Annotated in this window: 16 protein-coding genes; 11 read left to right on the plus strand and 5 right to left on the minus strand. The window is 37.0% G+C overall.

Annotated features, from left to right (window positions below; genetic code table 11):
• Positions 1–59: 59 nt before the first annotated feature.
• Genes H4K33_RS05335 through H4K33_RS05350 form a run of 4 tightly spaced genes read left to right on the plus strand, consistent with a single transcriptional unit; the run spans position 60 to position 3,019 of the window.
• Entirely contained in the window at positions 60–905 is an 846-nt protein-coding gene (locus tag H4K33_RS05335) for a substrate-binding domain-containing protein (protein ID WP_182647439.1), read from the plus strand.
• 19 nt (positions 906–924) lie between these two features.
• Positions 925–1,866, plus strand: coding sequence for a transglutaminase domain-containing protein (locus H4K33_RS05340; RefSeq protein ID WP_182647440.1), 942 nt, complete (start codon positions 925–927; stop codon positions 1,864–1,866).
• A 20-nt stretch (positions 1,867–1,886) separates the two neighbouring features.
• The gene (locus tag H4K33_RS05345) at positions 1,887–2,270 is read left to right on the plus strand and encodes a DUF423 domain-containing protein (RefSeq protein WP_182647441.1); all 384 of its coding nucleotides are present in this window, start codon (positions 1,887–1,889) and stop codon (positions 2,268–2,270) included.
• Positions 2,271–2,326: 56 nt separating this feature from the next.
• Positions 2,327–3,019 (plus strand): DUF4369 domain-containing protein, encoded by a 693-nt coding sequence (locus H4K33_RS05350; RefSeq protein WP_182647442.1) that lies wholly within the window; start codon positions 2,327–2,329, stop codon positions 3,017–3,019.
• Positions 3,020–3,066: 47 nt separating this feature from the next.
• On the opposite strand, the gene H4K33_RS05355 is transcribed toward H4K33_RS05350, so the two are convergent.
• Both H4K33_RS05355 and H4K33_RS05360 read right to left on the minus strand, forming a co-directional pair.
• Positions 3,067–4,398: an NCS2 family permease gene (locus H4K33_RS05355; RefSeq protein ID WP_182647443.1), complete on the minus strand. Its 1,332-nt coding sequence runs from the start codon at positions 4,396–4,398 to the stop codon at positions 3,067–3,069.
• A gap of 80 nt (positions 4,399–4,478) precedes the next feature.
• Positions 4,479–5,447 carry a zinc-binding alcohol dehydrogenase family protein gene (locus tag H4K33_RS05360; protein WP_182647444.1) on the minus strand — a complete coding sequence of 323 codons (969 nt, stop codon included), beginning with the start codon at positions 5,445–5,447 and terminating at the stop codon, positions 4,479–4,481.
• Between the two features lie 176 nt (positions 5,448–5,623).
• On the opposite strand from H4K33_RS05360, the gene uvrA reads away from it, so the two are divergent.
• Positions 5,624–8,458 (plus strand): excinuclease ABC subunit UvrA, encoded by a 2,835-nt coding sequence (uvrA, locus tag H4K33_RS05365; protein WP_182647445.1) that lies wholly within the window; start codon positions 5,624–5,626, stop codon positions 8,456–8,458.
• A gap of 7 nt (positions 8,459–8,465) precedes the next feature.
• Positions 8,466–9,188: a TIGR00730 family Rossman fold protein gene (locus tag H4K33_RS05370; protein ID WP_182647446.1), complete on the plus strand. Its 723-nt coding sequence runs from the start codon at positions 8,466–8,468 to the stop codon at positions 9,186–9,188.
• Between the two features lie 66 nt (positions 9,189–9,254).
• On the opposite strand, the gene rlmD is transcribed toward H4K33_RS05370, so the two are convergent.
• Positions 9,255–10,667 (minus strand): 23S rRNA (uracil(1939)-C(5))-methyltransferase RlmD, encoded by a 1,413-nt coding sequence (gene rlmD / locus H4K33_RS05375; RefSeq protein ID WP_182647447.1) that lies wholly within the window; start codon positions 10,665–10,667, stop codon positions 9,255–9,257.
• A 423-nt stretch (positions 10,668–11,090) separates the two neighbouring features.
• Here rlmD and pfkA point away from each other — a divergent pair, with 423 nt between their 5' ends.
• Genes pfkA through H4K33_RS05395 form a run of 4 tightly spaced genes read left to right on the plus strand, consistent with a single transcriptional unit; the run spans position 11,091 to position 14,336 of the window.
• The gene (pfkA, locus tag H4K33_RS05380) at positions 11,091–12,077 is read left to right on the plus strand and encodes a 6-phosphofructokinase (protein WP_182647448.1); all 987 of its coding nucleotides are present in this window, start codon (positions 11,091–11,093) and stop codon (positions 12,075–12,077) included.
• Between the two features lie 26 nt (positions 12,078–12,103).
• The gene (gene gap / locus H4K33_RS05385; RefSeq protein ID WP_182647449.1) at positions 12,104–13,105 is read left to right on the plus strand and encodes a type I glyceraldehyde-3-phosphate dehydrogenase; all 1,002 of its coding nucleotides are present in this window, start codon (positions 12,104–12,106) and stop codon (positions 13,103–13,105) included.
• Positions 13,106–13,117: 12 nt separating this feature from the next.
• Positions 13,118–13,963, plus strand: a complete 846-nt coding sequence (locus tag H4K33_RS05390) for a BadF/BadG/BcrA/BcrD ATPase family protein (protein ID WP_182647450.1) — start codon at positions 13,118–13,120, stop codon at positions 13,961–13,963.
• Positions 13,964–13,970: 7 nt separating this feature from the next.
• Positions 13,971–14,336, plus strand: a complete 366-nt coding sequence (locus H4K33_RS05395; protein ID WP_182647451.1) for a methylglyoxal synthase — start codon at positions 13,971–13,973, stop codon at positions 14,334–14,336.
• A gap of 62 nt (positions 14,337–14,398) precedes the next feature.
• On the opposite strand, the gene H4K33_RS05400 is transcribed toward H4K33_RS05395, so the two are convergent.
• Both H4K33_RS05400 and H4K33_RS05405 read right to left on the minus strand, forming a co-directional pair.
• Positions 14,399–14,782: a Rid family detoxifying hydrolase gene (locus tag H4K33_RS05400; protein WP_182647452.1), complete on the minus strand. Its 384-nt coding sequence runs from the start codon at positions 14,780–14,782 to the stop codon at positions 14,399–14,401.
• 12 nt (positions 14,783–14,794) lie between these two features.
• Entirely contained in the window at positions 14,795–17,485 is a 2,691-nt protein-coding gene (locus H4K33_RS05405) for a putative LPS assembly protein LptD (protein WP_182647453.1), read from the minus strand.
• Positions 17,486–17,608: 123 nt separating this feature from the next.
• Here H4K33_RS05405 and H4K33_RS05410 point away from each other — a divergent pair, with 123 nt between their 5' ends.
• Positions 17,609–18,751 carry an N-acetylmuramoyl-L-alanine amidase gene (locus H4K33_RS05410; RefSeq protein ID WP_182647454.1) on the plus strand — a complete coding sequence of 381 codons (1,143 nt, stop codon included), beginning with the start codon at positions 17,609–17,611 and terminating at the stop codon, positions 18,749–18,751.
• Positions 18,752–18,790: the final 39 nt, after the last annotated feature.

Raw genomic sequence — 18,790 nt, forward strand, 5'->3', positions numbered from 1 at the left:
CCGAACCACGGAAGATACTTTTTACTATCTTAGCAGTAAAATGAACAGAACTTATAAAAATGAAAGTAGTTAGAATCGTAGGTGTGCCAGAACACTTTAATTTACCTTGGCATTTGTGCATAGAAAATGGAGAATTTAATGAGGCAGGAATAGATTTACAATGGCAAGATGTTCCTGAAGGAACAGGTAAAATGTGTCAGATGCTACGCCAAAATGAAACGGATTTGGCTATCATTTTATCAGAGGGAATTATCAAAGACATAACGGCAGGTAATCCCACTTCAATTGTTCAAGAATATGTAGCTTCTCCTTTACTATGGGGAATCCACGTTGCAGCAGATGCTCCTTTTCAATCGATCGAGGATTTAAAGCACAAACGCATCGCAATTAGTCGCTTTGGATCAGGCTCTCATTTGATGGCCATTGTTCATGCCAAACAGATGAACTGGGATATAGATCAATTGGAATTTGTGGTGGTCGATACTTTGGATAAGGCGGTGATTGCACTGAAAAACAAAGAAGCAGATTACTTTATGTGGGAGCGATTTATGACACAACCTCTCGTTGATCAACACGTGTTTAGAAGAATAGGGGAGTGTCCTACACCATGGCCCTCTTTTTTACTGGTAGGCAATCAAGATTTTGTAGCTAAAAACAAAGCGTTAGTTCAACACCTAGTAGATATAATTAATACAACTACTGCAGAGTTTAAACTGATCCCTAGTATCGATCGAACTCTAGCAGAGCGCTACGATCAAAAGGTAGAAGATATCCAGCAGTGGTTATCCCTTACACGATGGTCTCAGAGGCAATTGTCTGCGGTTAATTACAATAAAATACAACAACAATTAATGGACCTTCAGTTAATTGAAAATCCAAAAAAATACGAAGAAGTAAAGATGTAATTTTTTTTGTGTAAAATAGATGAACAACCAAGAAGTACAAATTATAAAGAAGAAAAAAAAATGGTATGAGTACCTGAGAATACCTTCTCCATGGGATAATATCATTGTTTTTATATTAAACGTACTACTTACTATTCCTGTATTTATTATTGTCCATCAAAATGTAATCGATCCTGAATGGCCCTACCAGTTGGATCGCATTTTATTGTGTTTGGCAATTTTAGCGGTTTTTCAGTTTATTTTGTTGAAACTGAAAACGATACTGTTTATCTGTATTGTAGTTTACTTAGGTATTTTTTTCATCGGAACCTCTCATGATGATTATGATTTAGAATCAATTTTTGATGATTATCGCGTCATGATATACGCTATGGCGAGTACGCAAAATCCACAAGATTTAATTATCTCTAAGCTGTTGCCTTTTCCCAATAAATCAAAAGTGATTAAAGCAATAGAATACGATAACCCTAAAGTGAGAAACTTTGCTTTATTAGCTACCACTAAAAACTTTTCGAAAGTACAGGGGTATGGTGACTACCGACAAATTATACAGTGTTTAGCAATTTTCAAAGAAGTGCGTACCCGTTGGAACTACGTTAATGATCCTAAAGGAAGAGAGTATATCGCTACAGCTTCTGAATCGTTGATGCATTTTTCGGGTGATTGTGATGATTATTCAATTTTAATGGCTGCTTTGGTTCGATCAATTGGAGGAACGCCACGATTAATTCACACCAAAGAACATATGTATCCTGAGATGTTGATTGAAAATAAGGATCATTTGGAAAAAGTGATTTTTTTGATCAAAGAAGTTTTATTTAAAGAAGAAAGTGCAGGAAAAGAAGTACATTATCACGTGGATGAACGCGGTCAAATTTGGCTTAATCTCGATTATACCGCACGTTATCCTGGTGGACCTTTTATGTCTGAAGAAATTTTAGGACAGCTAACATTAAACTAAATCTTAGAAAACTGAATACAATGGATATTACGAATACAACAGCATTACTCGCCGGAAGTGTTTTTGGAGCTTTGGCTATTATTTTTGGAGCTTTTGGAGCGCATGCCTTGAAAAAACACATGGATGCCGAACGATTAGAAAGCTATGAAACAGGTGTAAGATACCAAATGTATCACGCGATTTTACTGTTGGTAATTGGGATTTTACCGCAAAGAGAATATACCTACTATGCAACGAATCTAATTATCATTGGCATACTATTGTTTTCCTTTAGTATATATGGTTTAGTGCTTAGTGCAACTTTTGGAAGAAAAATAAAAGTATTAGGCCCTATTACCCCTTTAGGAGGATTGGCATTAGTAGCAGGGTGGATCATGCTTTTTGTCGCTTTTTTAACCCTGTAATTTCGACCTTGTAATTTCTGACGAATACAATAATTTAATGCGCCTAATTCAACGCTATGAAAATAAATAAACTAACGCTATTGTTCGGGATAGCAATCGTTCTAACTGCATGTAATTCAAATGCGAAGTTTGAAATTGAAGGAACTTTAGCACATGCTGTAGAGGGCGAGATGATCTATCTCAATAAGATAGCTGATACCAACCCTGAAGAATTAATCAAAATGGATTCTGTGGTTGTTAAAAATGAAGGATTTGCATTTACAGGCAAGATAGAAGAACCAACGTTAGGTTACCTGTCTTTTCGAGAGCAAAAGGGAAGAATTCCCTTGTTTATTGAAAATGGAAAAACACAAGTGAATGTAGATTTTGATAATTTTACTTCTTTTGCATTGCAAGGAACACCAAATAACGAAGTACTTAGTGAGTTTGAGCGCAATTTAAGCTTGTATAAATACAATTTATTGAGTTACCAAGGCAAGCAACAAAGTGCTTATATGGAGGCCTTAAAGCAAAAGGACGAAGAAAAAATGAAGCAAATCTTGCACGGATATACCAAACTACAACAAGATCAAAATGGTTTTATAAACAACTATCTAGATCAACATCAGACTTCGCTTACTGCTTTGTATTATTTATATTTTACAAGTAAGGATGATTTAACTTCGTTAAAAGTCGTTTTCGACAACCTTTCTGAAACGGATAAAAAATCGAACCTAGCCAAATTAACTGCGGCAAAACTTGGACAGTAAATCGGATAAAAAAAGCCCTAAAAAGAATATTCTTTTTAGGGCTTTTTTTACTGTGCATCCAAAACTAATTTAATTAAAAAAAGCAAAGATAAGATATAGAGTGTTGGACTAACGTCTTTGTGTTGTTTAGTTCCGACTTTGAAAAGAGTAAAACTCAGCATACCAAAGACAATACCTTCTGCAATACTGTAGGTAAAAGGCATGAAAACAATGGTGATAAACGCAGGTAATGCCTCGGAGAAATCGGAGAAATCAATATTTACTACTGAACTAATCATGAATAAACCAACAATGATCAGAGCAGGAGCAGTTGCTGCGGCAGGAATGATTAAGAACAAGGGCGCCAAGAAAATAGATAGTGCAAACATACAAGCCACGCTAACAGCGGTTAGTCCTGTTCGTCCACCTGAAGCTACTCCTGAAGCACTTTCTACATAAGAAGTTACTGAACTTGTACCTAATATCGCCCCAAAAGTTGTACCCAAAGCATCCGTTAGGAGTGCTTTTTTCATTTGAGGAAAGTTGCCATTTGCATCAGCAATTCCCGTTTTTGAAACTACACCTATTAATGTTCCAATTGTGTCGAATAAGTTGACAAATAGAAAAGTAAAAACTACAATCACCATATCAATAGAAAAGACGCTATGAGCCGTTTCAGGTGAAAATAAAAAAGACAAGGCTTTTCCGAAAGTGGGCTCCATAGATGGTGGAGCTGTAATCATACTCGAAGGTAAATGTACATCACCTAGTAAAAAACCAAATAATGTTGCTACAACAATACCAATTAAAATAGAGCCATTGATGTTTTTAATCAGTAAGATTCCCGTCACCAAAAGTCCAGCTAAAGCAATCCATACGCTGTGTTGACTAAAATCGCCCAGAGTAACTAATGTATTGGGATTACTAGTGACAATTCCAGCACTTTTAAGTCCAATTAACGTGATAAATAAACCAATTCCAACTGGAATAGCTTCTTTTAAAACTTTGGGTATATTGTTGACAATGAGTTCTCTGATGTTAAAAATAGTAAGTACTAGAAAAATTAAACCAGCCAGAAATACGCCTGTTAGAGCAAATTCCCAACTGTAGCCCATAGTCAAGACTACAGTATATGCAAAAAAGCTATTCAATCCCATTCCTGGTGCTTGGGCAATGGGTAATTTAGCCATGAATCCCATCAATAGCGTTGCACAAACTGTCGCCAAGGCTGTTGCCATAAAAACAGCTTGTTTATCCATCCCTGCATCAGCGAGAATATTTGGATTGACAACTAGGATATAAGACATCGTTAAGAACGTAATCACCCCAGCCATCATTTCTTTTTTAATACTGGTGTTGTGTTTACTTAATTGAAAGTAATTTTCTAAGAAGGTTTTCATTGTGTTGTTGAATTAGCGGGCAAAAGTAGCAAGTTTTCACTAAAAAGTCAGATCAAAGATCAAATCCTCAAGAGAGAAAACTAGATTTTAATTACTAGTCTAGTACCTCGATCTATGGGTTTATTCCATACCGACTCAATGGCTTCTAAGGGATGAACTTCCGTTTGAATGTGTAGTTTTCCTTGAGCGGCCAACAAAAACATTTCTGGTAAAATTACTTTGTTAAACACGATGAGCTCTTCTTGCGTTAAACTTCCAAATCCAGATCCCATGAGCTGAATATCCGTACTTCTTAGAATGGCTGAAGTTAATTGAATTTCCTTACCTGCCATATCACCCGCTGTGACTATTTTTACAGTAGAGGCCAAGTGATGAATGTCATTGCCCTTAAAAGCATTTAAGATCGCCTGAAAAGGTTTTCCCCATAAGTAGTCGATCACAACATCGATAGGGGTTATTTGATGAATGGATTTAATCTGTTCTTGTAGTGCCTCATTATCTTCAGTGAGCGTGATTGTTTGCGTTGCACCAAAGTGCTTTAACTGCTCTAATATCGCCGTATTTCTTCCTGTGACAATGATTTCTTTCGCACCGTAATGTTTGGCAATTTGTACCCCAACCTGACCAGTTACTCCTGTTGCCCCATTGAACAGTACGTTTTGTCCTTCCTGTAAACGTGCACGTATGATTAAAGGCATGGCTGAACCTAAAATTGCATTAGGTAAAGCTGCGGCAGTCACATCATCGAGGTCTTTGGGAATTGGAGTGTAATTTCCCGAAATAAGGGCCTTTTCTGCGATCATACCTGTAATACCCTGACCATATACGCGTGTTCCATCTTCCAAATAACCAACACCGTCATTCCCCACTACAGCAGGCAAGTCTGTATAACTTGCATAGTGTTTACCACTTGTACGGGCTTTGTCTAAGTTTTTTACGGCAGCTGCTGTTACGCGCAATACATGTTCTCCTTCTTGTTGTATTTTTGGTTCGTCTATTGTTCCATATTGAGGAACTTGACCTAGTTCATATAAAATAGCTCCTTTCATCTTGTTTTCTTTTATGAGATAAAAATACGATTTTTAAAAGTAGTACAGGAAGCTTTTAGCGAATTAAAATGAACGTCGGCGAGCTGTTAAATAATGCTTAATCACATCAAAACAATGGAAAAGCAGTTTACAAAAAACGAGATTAATATGTATCTTTGTTTTTTTGCACAAAATTTATGTCTAAAGTAGAAGATTTTATTGAAGTTTTAGGAGCTAGGGTTCACAATCTAAAAAATATCGATATCCGTATTCCACGCGAGAAGCTCGTCGTGATTACAGGATTGTCGGGTTCTGGTAAATCGTCTTTAGCCTTTGATACGATATACGCAGAAGGACAACGTCGCTATATTGAAACATTCTCTGCTTATGCCAGACAGTTTTTAGGCGGATTAGAACGCCCAGATGTAGATAAAATTGACGGATTGTCTCCTGTAATCGCCATCGAACAAAAAACGACCAATCGCAGTCCGCGATCGACTGTGGGAACCATTACTGAAATTTACGATTTCTTGCGCTTGCTCTATGCAAGAGCGGGAGAAGCTTACAGCTATAATACAGGTGAGAAAATGGTGAGCTATACCGATAGCCAAATCCAAGAACTTATCTTAAAAGATTTTGAAGGAAAAAAAATAAATATCTTAGCTCCCGTTGTTCGTTCTAGAAAAGGGCATTATCGCGAATTGTTTGAGCAAATTGCCAAACAAGGGTTTTTGAAAGTGCGCTTGGATGGTGAAATCAAAGACTTGGAGTATGGAATGAAGGCCGATCGATATAAAACACACGATATTGAAATCGTAATTGATCGCATGGCAATTGACAACAAAGAACAAACGATACAACGTTTAGCCGAAAGTATTCAAACAGCAATGTACCACGGCGATGATACTATTGTAATCCTGGAACAAGATTCACAGGAAATGCGTTTTTTTAGCCGTCATTTAATGTGTCCAACTTCTGGTATTTCGTATGCTAAACCCGAACCAAATAACTTTTCTTTCAACTCCCCAAAAGGAGCGTGTGAAGTGTGTAATGGATTGGGAACTGTTCATGAAATCAACCAAGTAAAAGTAATTCCCGACGCCTCATTATCTATTAAAAAGGGCGGATTAGCACCTCTTGGACCTGAAAAAAGTTCTTGGATTTTTAAGCAATTAGAAACCATCGCACAACGCTATAACTTTAAATTGACTGACGCCATTCAAGATATCCCTAAAGAAGCGATGGATGTTATTTTAAACGGAGGACAAGATAGCTTTACTGTCGAACATAAAGTAGCGGGAATTTCAAAAAACTATAAAATCGATTTTGAAGGAATAAACAACTTTATCAAAAATCAATTTGAAGAAAGTGAAACGGCTTCGATTAAGCGCTGGGCTAAGGAGTATATGGATGAAATTGATTGCCCTTCATGCCAAGGAACGCGTTTGAGAAAAGAAGCCCTTTACTTTAGAATTGCAGATAAAAACATAGGCGAACTTATTCAGATGGATATTGAGCATTTAATAGCTTGGTTTGCTGATTTAAATGATAAGCTGTCTGACAAACAAAAGAGTATAGCGGAAGAGATTTTAAAAGAAATCAATACGAGATTGTCGTTTTTAAAAGATGTCGGATTGACCTATCTATCGCTAAATCGAAGTTCAAGAACACTCTCTGGAGGTGAAGCTCAACGCATCCGATTAGCCACGCAAATTGGCTCTCAATTGGTAGGGGTACTTTATATTTTAGATGAACCTAGTATCGGATTGCATCAACGCGATAATGAACGATTGATTCAATCGTTAGAATCACTTCGAGATATTGGAAATTCGGTTTTAGTTGTTGAGCATGACAAAGACATGATCGAACGCGCAGATTACGTGATTGATATCGGGCCTTATGCAGGAAAACGCGGAGGAAAGATCATCAGTACAGGTACTCCAAAAGAGTTGTTGAAAGAAGATACATTGACGGCGAAATACCTCAATGGAGAATTAGAAATTGCCGTTCCTAAAGAACGCAGAAAGGGCAACGGTAATAAAATAAAACTCGAGGGAGCAACCGGAAATAATCTAAAAAATGTAACCATTGAGATTCCATTAGGAACCATGACATGTGTTACAGGAGTTTCTGGCTCTGGAAAATCAACCTTGATCAACGGAACGTTGTATCCAATCTTAAATGCTCATTTTTTTAATGCAGTGGCTAAACCCCAACCGTACAAGAAAATTAGTGGACTGGAACACATTGACAAAGTGATTGGAATTGATCAAAGTCCAATTGGCAGAACACCAAGATCCAATCCAGCAACGTATACCGATGTGTTTTCGGATATCCGAAACTTATTTGCACAAACGACAGAAGCGTCAATTCGAGGGTATAAACCCGGGCGATTTAGTTTTAACGTGAGTGGAGGACGTTGTGATACTTGTGAAGGATCTGGAGTTCGAACGATTGAAATGGGCTTTTTACCCGATGTTTACGTCGAATGTGAAACTTGTCAAGGAAAGAGATTCAATCGTGAAACACTTGAAATTAGATACAAAGGAAAGTCGATTTCGGATGTTTTAGACATGACAGTGGCTGATGCAACTGAGTTTTTTGAGAATATCCCTAAAATTTATCGCAAGTTAAAGACGATTAATGACGTAGGATTAGGCTATATCACTTTAGGACAACAGAGTACAACCCTGTCAGGAGGAGAAGCTCAACGCATCAAATTAGCAACAGAACTGTCTAAAAAAGATACCGGAAATACGTTTTATATCTTAGATGAACCAACGACAGGTTTACATTTTGAAGATATTCGCGTGTTGATGGAAGTAATCAATACCCTAGTAGAAAAAGGAAATACCGTCCTGATTATTGAGCACAATTTAGATGTGATCAAGTTAGCCGATTATATTATCGATATCGGATATGAAGGAGGAGCGAATGGAGGAGAAGTACTCGCTAAGGGTACACCAGAAGAAATTTGTAAAGTTAAGAAGAGTTATACGGCTCATTTTTTGAAAAAAGAGCTTAAAAAATAGTTGAATTATGAAAGAAAATTTAGGAAATGAAGAGGAGAAAATCCAAGAAAAGTTTAAACAAAAATCTTGGACAGAAATAAAAACAAACGATTCATGGGGAATCTTTAAAATCATGTCTGAGTTTGTTAATGGGTATGAGAAAATGGGTCGTATCGGACCTTGTATTTCTATCTTTGGTTCAGCGCGAACAAAAAAAGAGGATCCTTATTACAAATTAGCAGAAGAGATTGCATTCAAAGTGAGTAAAGCAGGTTACGGCGTAATTACGGGTGGAGGCCCTGGAATTATGGAAGCAGGTAATAAAGGCGCTCATTTAGGTAAAGGAGTTTCTGTCGGACTAAATATTGAATTGCCATTTGAGCAGCATTTTAATCCGTATATAGACAACGATAAAAATATTCAATTTGACTATTTCTTTGTACGCAAAGTAATGTTTGTTAAGTATTCACAAGGGTTTGTTGTTATGCCAGGTGGATTCGGAACACTCGATGAATTGTTTGAAGCGATCACGTTAATCCAAACCAAAAAGATAGCTAAGTTTCCGATCATTTTAGTGGGAACTGATTTTTGGGGAGGTATGTTAGATTGGATTAAAAACGTTTTACTGGCGAAGTATTCGAATATTTCACCAGAAGATATGAATTTGATTCAGTTGGTAGATACAGCAGATGAAGTAGTGGAACGCATCGATGCGTTTTATAAAAAGTACACGTTAAAACCCAACTTTTAAGTTAGACGTAAACGTAGCAATAAAAAAGCCAGTGCAACTTGCACTGGCTTTTTTTATAGGATTGAACTATTTTAATTCCAATTGAACCACATTTTCAACGTGGTGCGTTTGAGGAAACATATCCACAGGACGCACTTTAGTTACTTTGTATTTTTCATCTAGTAAAGCTAAATCTCTCGCCTGAGTAGCTGAATTACAACTTACATACACAATGCGCTTAGGAGCTACTTTTAAAAGCATCTCTACAACATCTTTGTGCATTCCATCACGCGGTGGATCTGTAATAATAACATCCGGATGTCCGTGTGTAGCGATGAATTCATCATTGAATACGTTTTTCATATCTCCAACAAAGAAATCACAGTTAGTGATATTGTTGCGTTCCGCGTTGATTTTTGCATCGGCAATAGCCTCTGGAACTGCTTCAACACCAACTACTTTTTTTGCTTTTTTTGAAACGAATTGCGCAATTGTTCCCGTACCAGTGTACAAGTCAAAAACTAATTCATTACCTGTTAATTCCGCATAATCACGTGTGATCTTATACAACTCATACGCTTGATCTGAGTTGGTTTGATAGAAAGACTTCGCATTGATGCTGAATTGTAATCCTTCCATTTCTTCTAAAATGTAATCACGACCTTGATATAAAACAACATCTTGATCGTATATCGTATCATTGGCCTTGCCGTTTACAACATACTGTAAAGAAGTTATTTCAGGGAATCTAGATGCCAAGTGATCCAATAATAATTCTCTTTCTTGCTTGTTGTCATAGAAGAATTGAATCATCACCATGATTTCTCCAATTGAACTTGTGCGAATCATTAAAGTACGCAATAGCCCTTCTTGTTCTCTCGGATTGAAGAACGAAAGATTATTAGCATTGGCAAATTGGCGAATTTCATTGCGAATCGCGTTAGAAGGATCCTGTTGTAAATGACATTTTTGAATATCTAAGATCTTATCCCACATTTTTGGAATGTGAAATCCTAGCGCATTTTCTTTCCCGATTTCATCTCCGCTTGCAATTTCTTCTGGTGTTAACCAGCGCGCGTTAGAAAAGGAAAATTCCATTTTATTTCTGTAAAATAAAGTCTTCTCAGAACCTAAGATAGGCTCAAATTCAGGTAGCTCTATTTTGCCAATTCGCTTTAAGTTGTTTTGAACCTCTTGATTCTTGTAAAACAACTGTTGTTCATAGGACATGTTTTGCCATTTACAACCTCCACAAGCTCCGAAATGCTGACAAACAGGTTCAATACGGTTCTTAGAAAAGCTGTGAATTTTTATAGCAATTCCCTCGTAATACGCTTTGCGCTTTTTAACGGTTTGGATATCAACGATATCACCAGGAACAACATTGGGAATAAATATAACTTTCCCATCAGGAGCCTTAGCTACTGAAACGCCTTTTGCACCTGCATCAAGGACTTCTACGTTTTCGAATACGATTCTTTCTGTTCTCTTTCTTTTCATGCCACAAAAGTAGCTTTAATTTCTTTTCGTGGGATTTTTTTATCTTTTTCTCCTTTGTTATTTAGTTGCTGTTAATTAGTTGATTATTAGATTATTGTGTATTTGTTTAAAAAGTAAAGACTAATTTATATTAATTCTATTTAATGAAGTTGGATCCACATTACTATAAAGTTGAAGCAATGGGTCATTTGTCCGATGCTGGTTGTGTTTTTTTGATTAATTTGATACTTGTTACAAGAGAAAAGAATATTTGGTTGAGGACTAAAAATCATTCTTGATTTTAATTGGCTATATAAAGTCAATAGGTTGTAAAAGAATTTTATTTTTTAACAAAATAATAATAACAAATACCTAAATAAATCGCAATTATGGATTGATTTAGTCTGCGGTATTGTTTAAATTTACTAAAAAAGAAAAGTAATTATGAGTAACCTTATAAGAAAGATAGGGGTTTTAACTTCTGGTGGAGATGCACCAGGAATGAACGCAGCCATCAGAGCAATTGTCCGTACTTGTTCTTATCACAATGTGATGTGTGTGGGGGTATTTCGCGGGTTTCAAGGATTGGTAGAAGGAGATTTTGAAGTACTAGGACCTCGTGATGTTAATTATATCATTAATAAAGGAGGAACGATCTTAAAAACAGCGCGTAGTAATGCATTTCGCACAGAGGAAGGAAGAAAGACAGCCTATGAAAATTTGAAAAATGCACAGATTGATGCGTTGATTGTCATTGGAGGTGATGGTAGTTTTACGGGGGCGATGTTGTTGAGTAAGGAATTTGATATTCCTGTGATGGGTATTCCAGGAACCATAGACAATGATATAAACGGAACAAGTCACACCATTGGATTTGATACCGCTCTAAATACAGTTGTAGATGCAGTGGATAAGATTAGAGATACTGCCAGCTCACATAAACGCTTGTTTTTTGTTGAGGTAATGGGACGTGATGCGGGACATATTGCCTTAAACGCAGGAATAGGAGCAGGAGCAGAGGAAATTATAATTCCAGAAGAAAATCTTGGATTAGAACGCCTATTAGAATCATTGAAAAAGAGTAAGTTATCCGGAAAATCTTCCAGTATTGTTATTGTAGCAGAGGGAGAAAAGCTAGGTAAAAATGTATTTGAACTAGGGGAGTATGTAGAAGAGCATTTACCAGAATATGAAGTACGTGTTTCTGTTTTGGGACACATGCAAAGAGGTGGAGCTCCTTCTTGTTTTGATCGCGTTTTGGCAAGTCGATTGAGCGTAAAAGCCGTTGAAACACTTTTAGAAGGTGGTAAAAACTATATGGTAGGATTGATTAATGATCAAGTAGCTTTGACTCCTTTAGATCATATCGTAAAAGGACATACAGCAGTCGATGCAGAATTATTGCGTGTATCGGATATTATTACCATTTAAATGTTGAATTAAATAAAAAAGCAAATATGAAAACAAGAGTAGGTATCAATGGGTTTGGACGTATTGGACGTCTAATGTTGAGAGAGGTAGTAAAGAGAAATGATATAGAAATCGTAGCAGTGAATGATTTAATGGCAGTTGATCAATTGGCGTATTTAATCAAGTACGATTCTGTACACGGTCGTTTTGACGGTACAGTAGAAGTTGTGGATGGTCATTTAATCGTCAATGGAAAAGAAATTCGAGTAACTGCAGAGCGAGATCCTTTGTTGTTGAAATGGGATGAAGTGAAAGTAGATGTTGTTGCGGACTGTACAGGAGTATTTAAAGACCTGGAAGGCGCGCAAAAACACATTGATGCTGGAGCAAAAAAAGTATTGATTTCTTCTCCATCTCCAGACGCACCTATGTTTGTTATGGGAGTGAATGAGAAGGAGTTAAAAGCAACGGATACGATTGTTTCTAATGCTTCTTGTACTACAAACTGTTTAGCGCCATTGGCAAAAGTGTTGAATGACTCTTTTGGAATTGTCGAAGGATTGATGACAACCATTCACGCCGCTACAGCTACTCAATACACAGTTGACGGACCATCTAAAAAAGATTTTAGAGGAGGACGTTCAGCGATGAACAATATTATTCCAGCTTCTACGGGTGCTGCAAAAGCAGTCGGAAAGGTAATTCCTGCACTAAAAGGGAAGATTACGGGAATGTCTATGCGTGTTCCTACAGCAGATGTATCAGTAGTAGATTTGACAGTAAAATTAGCGAAATCAACTTCTTACGAAGAAGTAATGGCTGTTTTAAAACGCGCAAGTGAAAATGAGTTGAAGGGAATTATGGCCTTTGTAGAAGATGATGTTGTTTCTCAAGACTTTGTTTCGGATACACATACGTGTATTATTGATGCTAAAGCCGGTATTGCGTTGAACGAAACTTTTTATAAATTCGTTGCTTGGTACGATAACGAATATGGTTATGCTGCTAAAATGGTAGATATGGCTGTATTGTTAACGGCTGTTAAGTAATACATCAAACAAATGAAAATAATCGTCGATAGCGGTTCTACAAAAGCAGATTGGATCTTTTTTGATCAAGAGAATAAAGTACTAACTTCGGTGACAAGCCTTGGGCTTAATCCCGAAGTTATTACATTAGAGGAGTTTCATACACGCGTTAATACCGTACCGGATATTGCTAAAAATAAAGATAAAGTGACTCAACTTTATTTTTATGGATCGGGTTGTGGGTCGAATCGAAGTAAAACAACAGTACGCGACTTCTTTACCTCTTATTTTTCTAATTGCCAGTCGATTAACGTACATGAAGATACGTATGCAGCGGTTTATGCAACAGTAGGTAAAAGTGAAAAGGGAATTGTGTGTATCAATGGAACAGGCTCGAATGTGTCTTTTTACGACGGAGAAACGATCCAGCAAAAAGTGCAATCACTCGGTTATATGGCTATGGATGATTGCAGTGGTAGCGCTCTAGGACGATTGATGATCAAAGCTTTGTTTTTAAACTACATGCCTACAGTTTTGGCAAAGAAATTTACACAGAAGTACGATTTAGATGCGGATGTTGTGAAGTATAACTTTTACAAAAAAGAAAATCCAAACGCTTATTTAGCGTCTTTTTTGCCCTTTTTAATTGAACATAAAGACCATCCTTTTTTTCAAGCAATGATTGAAGAACAAGTCGTATTCTTTGTAGAACATTATATTAAAAGTCATCCAGAAGCGAGTAGTGTACCGGTTCATTTTGTAGGGTCAGTCGCTTATTTTTTACAAGATGAATTTAAAGCGGTTTTGCTTAAAAATGACATAACAGTTGGAAAAATCATTCAGAAACCCTTGGATGGATTAATTGATTACCACAAATAGAAATAAAATGGAAATAGCAATCATTGCCCATGACGGTAAAAAAGATGAAATGTTGACTTTTATTCAAAAGAACAGAGCAATTTTATCTAGAGCAGGAATAACGTTAATCGCTACAGGAACAACGGGAGGTATCGCTCAAAAAGAAGGTTTTGAAGTGTTGCGTATGCTTTCTGGACCACTAGGAGGAGATGCCCAAATAGCAGCTCGTGTAGCAGAAGGAAAGACGAATATGGTGCTGTTTTTTAAAGACCCATTGGGAAAACACGCCCACGAACCTGATATTAATATGTTACTCCGCGTTTGCGATGTACACAACGTTCCTTTAGCAACGAATGAAGCAAGTGCGCAGTTGTTGCTGAAGGCGATAGAGTAGTTTACGGTTACCGGTAAACTGTAAACTAAAAAAAGGGTGTCCCAATCAGGACACCCTTTTTTTTATTTTGTAGCAATCATTGAAATCTCAACATTGACATTGCGCGGTAATTTTACCACCTGAATACACTCACGTGCTGGAGCTGTTTCTGCTTGGAAGAAGCTACCGTAAATTTCATTTACTTGGGCAAAATCATTCATATCAGTTAAGAAAATTGTTGCTTTTACAACGTTTTCAAATGTCATTCCCGCTTCTGTTAAAATGGCTTTTAAATTAGCCATAACTTGTTTAGCTTCATCTCCAATTCCCGTTGTAACTAGTGTTTCAGTAGCTTGGTTAAATGGAATTTGACCAGAGATGAACAATAAATCGCCAACGAATACAGAATGGTTATAAGGGCCAATAGGTTTAGGTGCTTGATCTGAGTTTATGATTGTTTTTTTCATGCTTATATTGAATTAAAAATAGCGTTTATCTGGAGCTTTTCGCTTTTCCCACTTGATATCACTCAACATAGACGATTTGATTCCAATAAAGAAGCCCCAACTTGTATAAGCTCCAATAGGAACCCAAGTGAAGTCCATACGCCAACTCAGTAAATCGCGTTCAAAACGCAACTGAGTAAATGTAACCCCTTTTTGTACAAAATCGTAACCCGAAGAGAATCCTACTTTCCAACGGGGTGTAAGTTCAATGTTTCCAGACATCATAACCGAGTTGTTGGAAATTTCGTTTTGTCTTGCCGAGTTGTTGTAAGTCAACGAGTAAGCAAAAGTTAAATCCCACGGTAGTTTAGCATTGTAAAAGCCTTCAAAAGGACGATCTTCTTTATTGCCAAACATACTTTGTCTGTTGTCGCCAAGATTACCCGCCTGACCAAATAAATCATCACCACGCCCCCCATTGTCAACAGAGTTTTGGTTTGGTTTTTCCGTATTGCCAAAAAGAGGGTCTCGGCTTGACATCGACCAGTTTACTGTTACGTTGGCACTTGTTAAACGGAATAAACTACCACCGTTATTGATGTTGAACATATCAATACGTTGATTGTTGTTGTTTAGTGCATAAGGGTCTAAAGTCATACCCAAGTTAATCTGCATTTTATCTTTGAAAAGTGCCGTACCTGTAGATACACGCATTGGCGCCCATTTCAAGGAATCGGCAGACATATTATAGCTAGTAGAAAGGTTTAAGTTGTTCAGTAACATTACTTTTCTAAACCCATCCTTCTCCTCATCGTCTCTTACCTTTGCCTCAAACGTATTACTTACTCCCATGTTTAACATATTGGAGTTTGTCTTACCTGGAGCACCGAATAATCCTCCTTGAAAACGCGTATAATCTTGCATGGTCATACCCGTTGCATCAATGGCATAAGTGTCGTAGTACTTGTCAAAACTAGGCGTATAGGAATATCCCATTGTTGGACGCATCACGTGGCGAATAGCCTGAATTTTACTGTCCTTGCTAAAATTAAAAGTACCGTAAATTGTAGTACCAATATTGGTACTCAAATTATATGTGCTGAAGCGATCAAACCCATTAACGCGAATATCTTCTACTCTGTTTGTTTCAGCGTTGTATTGTTTTTTTTGCGTATTAAATACCCAAACTTCATTATAACTACCACCTGCTGTTACAGAGAAGTGTTTAAATAGCTTAAAGTTGGTAGTGATGGGAATCGTGTGTTGGAATCCCGTGTTTAAACTGTCAAACATTGCTTGTTTAAAGAAGTTGTCTTCGTGAATATCCACGCGGTTTTCTCCTCTAACGCTATAAGAAAGGTTTAAGTTTTTAATTAACCCTTTTTTAGAACCGTTCTTAGGTGCAAAAGGGAACATACGATCAACACTTACCTGCATAGTAGGTAGAGACATGTTTATACGTCCTGTATTGGTAGATTGTGAATGTGTCGCTGAGAGAGACATATTCACCTGTGGAGTACTCTCAAAGGTCTTAGAATAACTAATGGAAGAGTTCATCGTGTTGTTTAATGAAGCCCCAACGTTGTAAGAGTTATTCGACTGTCTGAAGTATTTACCACTACCCATGTTTACCGAGGCAGAAAAACGCGACCCAGGGTTGGCTTTAGCATCTTGAGAGTGATTCCATTGAATATTGTAAATCGTGTTTTTTTGATAATCGGGTAGACCCCTTTCGCTGAAGACGTTATTTTCATAACGGATTAATACACGACCATTGTATTTATAGCGGTTGGCATACGAACTGCTTGTACGTAAGGCCCAACTACCATTGGTGTAGTAATCCCCTTGTAAGGTTAAATCTGCTTTTTCACTCATAGCGAAATAGTACCCTCCATTTTGTAAGTAATACCCTTGTTGATTAGTTTCCCCTACACTGGGAATAATAAATCCCGATTCTGCCTTTTCCGACATAGGAAAGAAGGCAAAAGGAAGTCCAAGCGGAGTAGGAACGTCAGCGATAACCATGTTCGTTGGTCCAACGACAACTTTTTTATTGGGTACTAATTTTACTTTTTTCGTCTTAAAATAGTATTCCGGATCATCCAAATCTTTAGCGGTAGTGAAGATTACATCTTCCATGAAATAAACCGAGTCATTTTCCTTTTTTGTCATGCCCGATTTAATGTTGAACTCCCCTTGAGAAGTTCTCGACTGCCATACTAAAGCTCGTTGTGACTTTGTGTTGTACACAATAGAATCAGGTTCTACAATTTGCCCTCCTTGTTTGAAAACAGGAGCTTGACTTAAATTTCCTACACTGTCTTTAATACGACCAGCGTAAATTTGATTTTGTTCGTAATTGAATACAATAATACCTGCTGTTAGTTCAAAATCTTGATACTTCAGCTCTGCTTCATTGTATAATGTGATCTGTTTTTTCTTTTGATCAAGCTTATTGTAGTCTTTTGCTTTACGGAAAACAATATCTTCTAGATAACCCTTAACTGGTGGTTTTATACTGTCTTTTACCCCCTTTTTTGCAGCTAAAGAGTCCTGCAAAGGGACAATAGTATCTGTAGCCAAACCATCAAGTGGTTTAGGGTCTTTTGTGTTGACTCTCAGTGAAGTAGTTGTTTTGTTGAACTCTTGAGCTTTCACTCTAGGGAACGAAAATATCCCTAAAACAAACAAAACAATGACGATATTAAAAATATTAGTACGCAAATCTATGAATATGTGCTATTTTTGTAAAATCAAACCCGTTGTTTTTAACGTGTCAAACTTACATATATTTTTTCTGAAAAATGTAATTTAATTTATATTAAACGAATTCTAAACGACTTTTTTATGAACAATAGAGTTGCTAAATTGCTGTTAGTTTTTTCTTTCCTATGCTTTACGGTTGCTACCTTAGGGCAAAATAAAAAATTTAAAGTAGTATTAGATCCAGGCCATGGTGGAAAAGATTCCGGAACCAACCACTCTAGAAATGTAGAGAAAGATATTGTGTTGGCTGTGGCTTTAGAAACTGGAAAGATTCTTGCGAAATATAAAGATATTGAGGTGATTTATACTCGAGACAAAGATGTCTTTGTAGAAGTAAAACAACGCTCAGTCATTGCCAATGATAAAGGAGGAAATGTTTTTGTATCTATTCACTGTAATGGTGTGGATGGCAATGCGGCCTATGGAACAGAGACGTATGTTATGGGTTTGAGTAAAAACAAATCTAACTTAGATGTCGCGAAAAAAGAGAACTCTGTTATTATGATGGAGGACGACTATAAAACAAAATATGCTGGTTTTGATCCAAGCGCTCCAGAGTCAATTATTGGTTTGACGTTGATGCAAGAAGATTACATCCAACAAAGTATCGATTTGGCGAGTCGTGTACAAGATGGGTTTACCTATGATTTAAAACGAAAGAACAGAGGGGTAAAACAAGGACCTTTCTGGGTTTTGCACGGTGCTTTTATGCCGAGTATTTTGATTGAATTAGGTTTTGTCTCAAACAAAGACGAAGGTGCATATTTAACGTCTACTAAAGGACAAAAAGAATTAGCAGAATCGATTGCTAAAGGAATTATCGAATACAAAAACGCGTATTATGGTGGCGATGCAACAGTAAGCTTGAGTACTACGCCGAGTACATCAACAACCACTTCTTCGGAGTCGACTTCAACGAAAACAACAAAAACAAAGACAGAAACAAAATCAACAGCTACAACAACGACAAAAGGTGTGATTTTTAAAGTGCAAATCGCCGCTAGTTCCCGTGTTTTAGAGTTAAAGCCTAAAAATTTTAAGGGGTTAAGTAATGTGACAATGGAAAAAGGTACTTCCGTTAATAAGTATTTTTACTCTCAAACATCAGATTACAATGAAGCTAAAAAACGCCTTGAAGAAGCTAAGGCAAAAGGACATAGCTCTTCTTTTATAGTGGCTTATAAAGATGGAAAGAGCATTTCGGTAGAGGAGGCATTGAAATAAACACTGCTTTTTATAAAATAAAAGTTTATTTTTGCGTGT

Origin of the sequence: Myroides sp. WP-1, assembly GCF_014145635.1 — a bacterium.
Lineage (GTDB): Bacteria > Bacteroidota > Bacteroidia > Flavobacteriales > Flavobacteriaceae > Flavobacterium.

What these genes read in the sequence shown, in the direction of transcription:
- H4K33_RS05410 (WP_182647454.1), top strand. Translation starts at nt 17,609, where the DNA reads ATGAACAATAGAGTTGCTAAATTGCTGTTAGTTTTTTCTTTCCTATGC.
- uvrA (WP_182647445.1), top strand. Translation starts at nt 5,624, where the DNA reads ATGTCTAAAGTAGAAGATTTTATTGAAGTTTTAGGAGCTAGGGTTCAC.
- H4K33_RS05350 (WP_182647442.1), top strand. Translation starts at nt 2,327, where the DNA reads ATGAAAATAAATAAACTAACGCTATTGTTCGGGATAGCAATCGTTCTA.
- H4K33_RS05360 (WP_182647444.1), bottom strand. Translation starts at nt 5,447, where the DNA reads ATGAAAGGAGCTATTTTATATGAACTAGGTCAAGTTCCTCAATATGGA.
- H4K33_RS05390 (WP_182647450.1), top strand. Translation starts at nt 13,118, where the DNA reads ATGAAAATAATCGTCGATAGCGGTTCTACAAAAGCAGATTGGATCTTT.
- pfkA (WP_182647448.1), top strand. Translation starts at nt 11,091, where the DNA reads ATGAGTAACCTTATAAGAAAGATAGGGGTTTTAACTTCTGGTGGAGAT.
- H4K33_RS05345 (WP_182647441.1), top strand. Translation starts at nt 1,887, where the DNA reads ATGGATATTACGAATACAACAGCATTACTCGCCGGAAGTGTTTTTGGA.
- gap (WP_182647449.1), top strand. Translation starts at nt 12,104, where the DNA reads ATGAAAACAAGAGTAGGTATCAATGGGTTTGGACGTATTGGACGTCTA.
- H4K33_RS05370 (WP_182647446.1), top strand. Translation starts at nt 8,466, where the DNA reads ATGAAAGAAAATTTAGGAAATGAAGAGGAGAAAATCCAAGAAAAGTTT.
- H4K33_RS05340 (WP_182647440.1), top strand. Translation starts at nt 925, where the DNA reads ATGAACAACCAAGAAGTACAAATTATAAAGAAGAAAAAAAAATGGTAT.
- H4K33_RS05355 (WP_182647443.1), bottom strand. Translation starts at nt 4,398, where the DNA reads ATGAAAACCTTCTTAGAAAATTACTTTCAATTAAGTAAACACAACACC.
- H4K33_RS05395 (WP_182647451.1), top strand. Translation starts at nt 13,971, where the DNA reads ATGGAAATAGCAATCATTGCCCATGACGGTAAAAAAGATGAAATGTTG.
- H4K33_RS05335 (WP_182647439.1), top strand. Translation starts at nt 60, where the DNA reads ATGAAAGTAGTTAGAATCGTAGGTGTGCCAGAACACTTTAATTTACCT.
- rlmD (WP_182647447.1), bottom strand. Translation starts at nt 10,667, where the DNA reads ATGAAAAGAAAGAGAACAGAAAGAATCGTATTCGAAAACGTAGAAGTC.
- H4K33_RS05400 (WP_182647452.1), bottom strand. Translation starts at nt 14,782, where the DNA reads ATGAAAAAAACAATCATAAACTCAGATCAAGCACCTAAACCTATTGGC.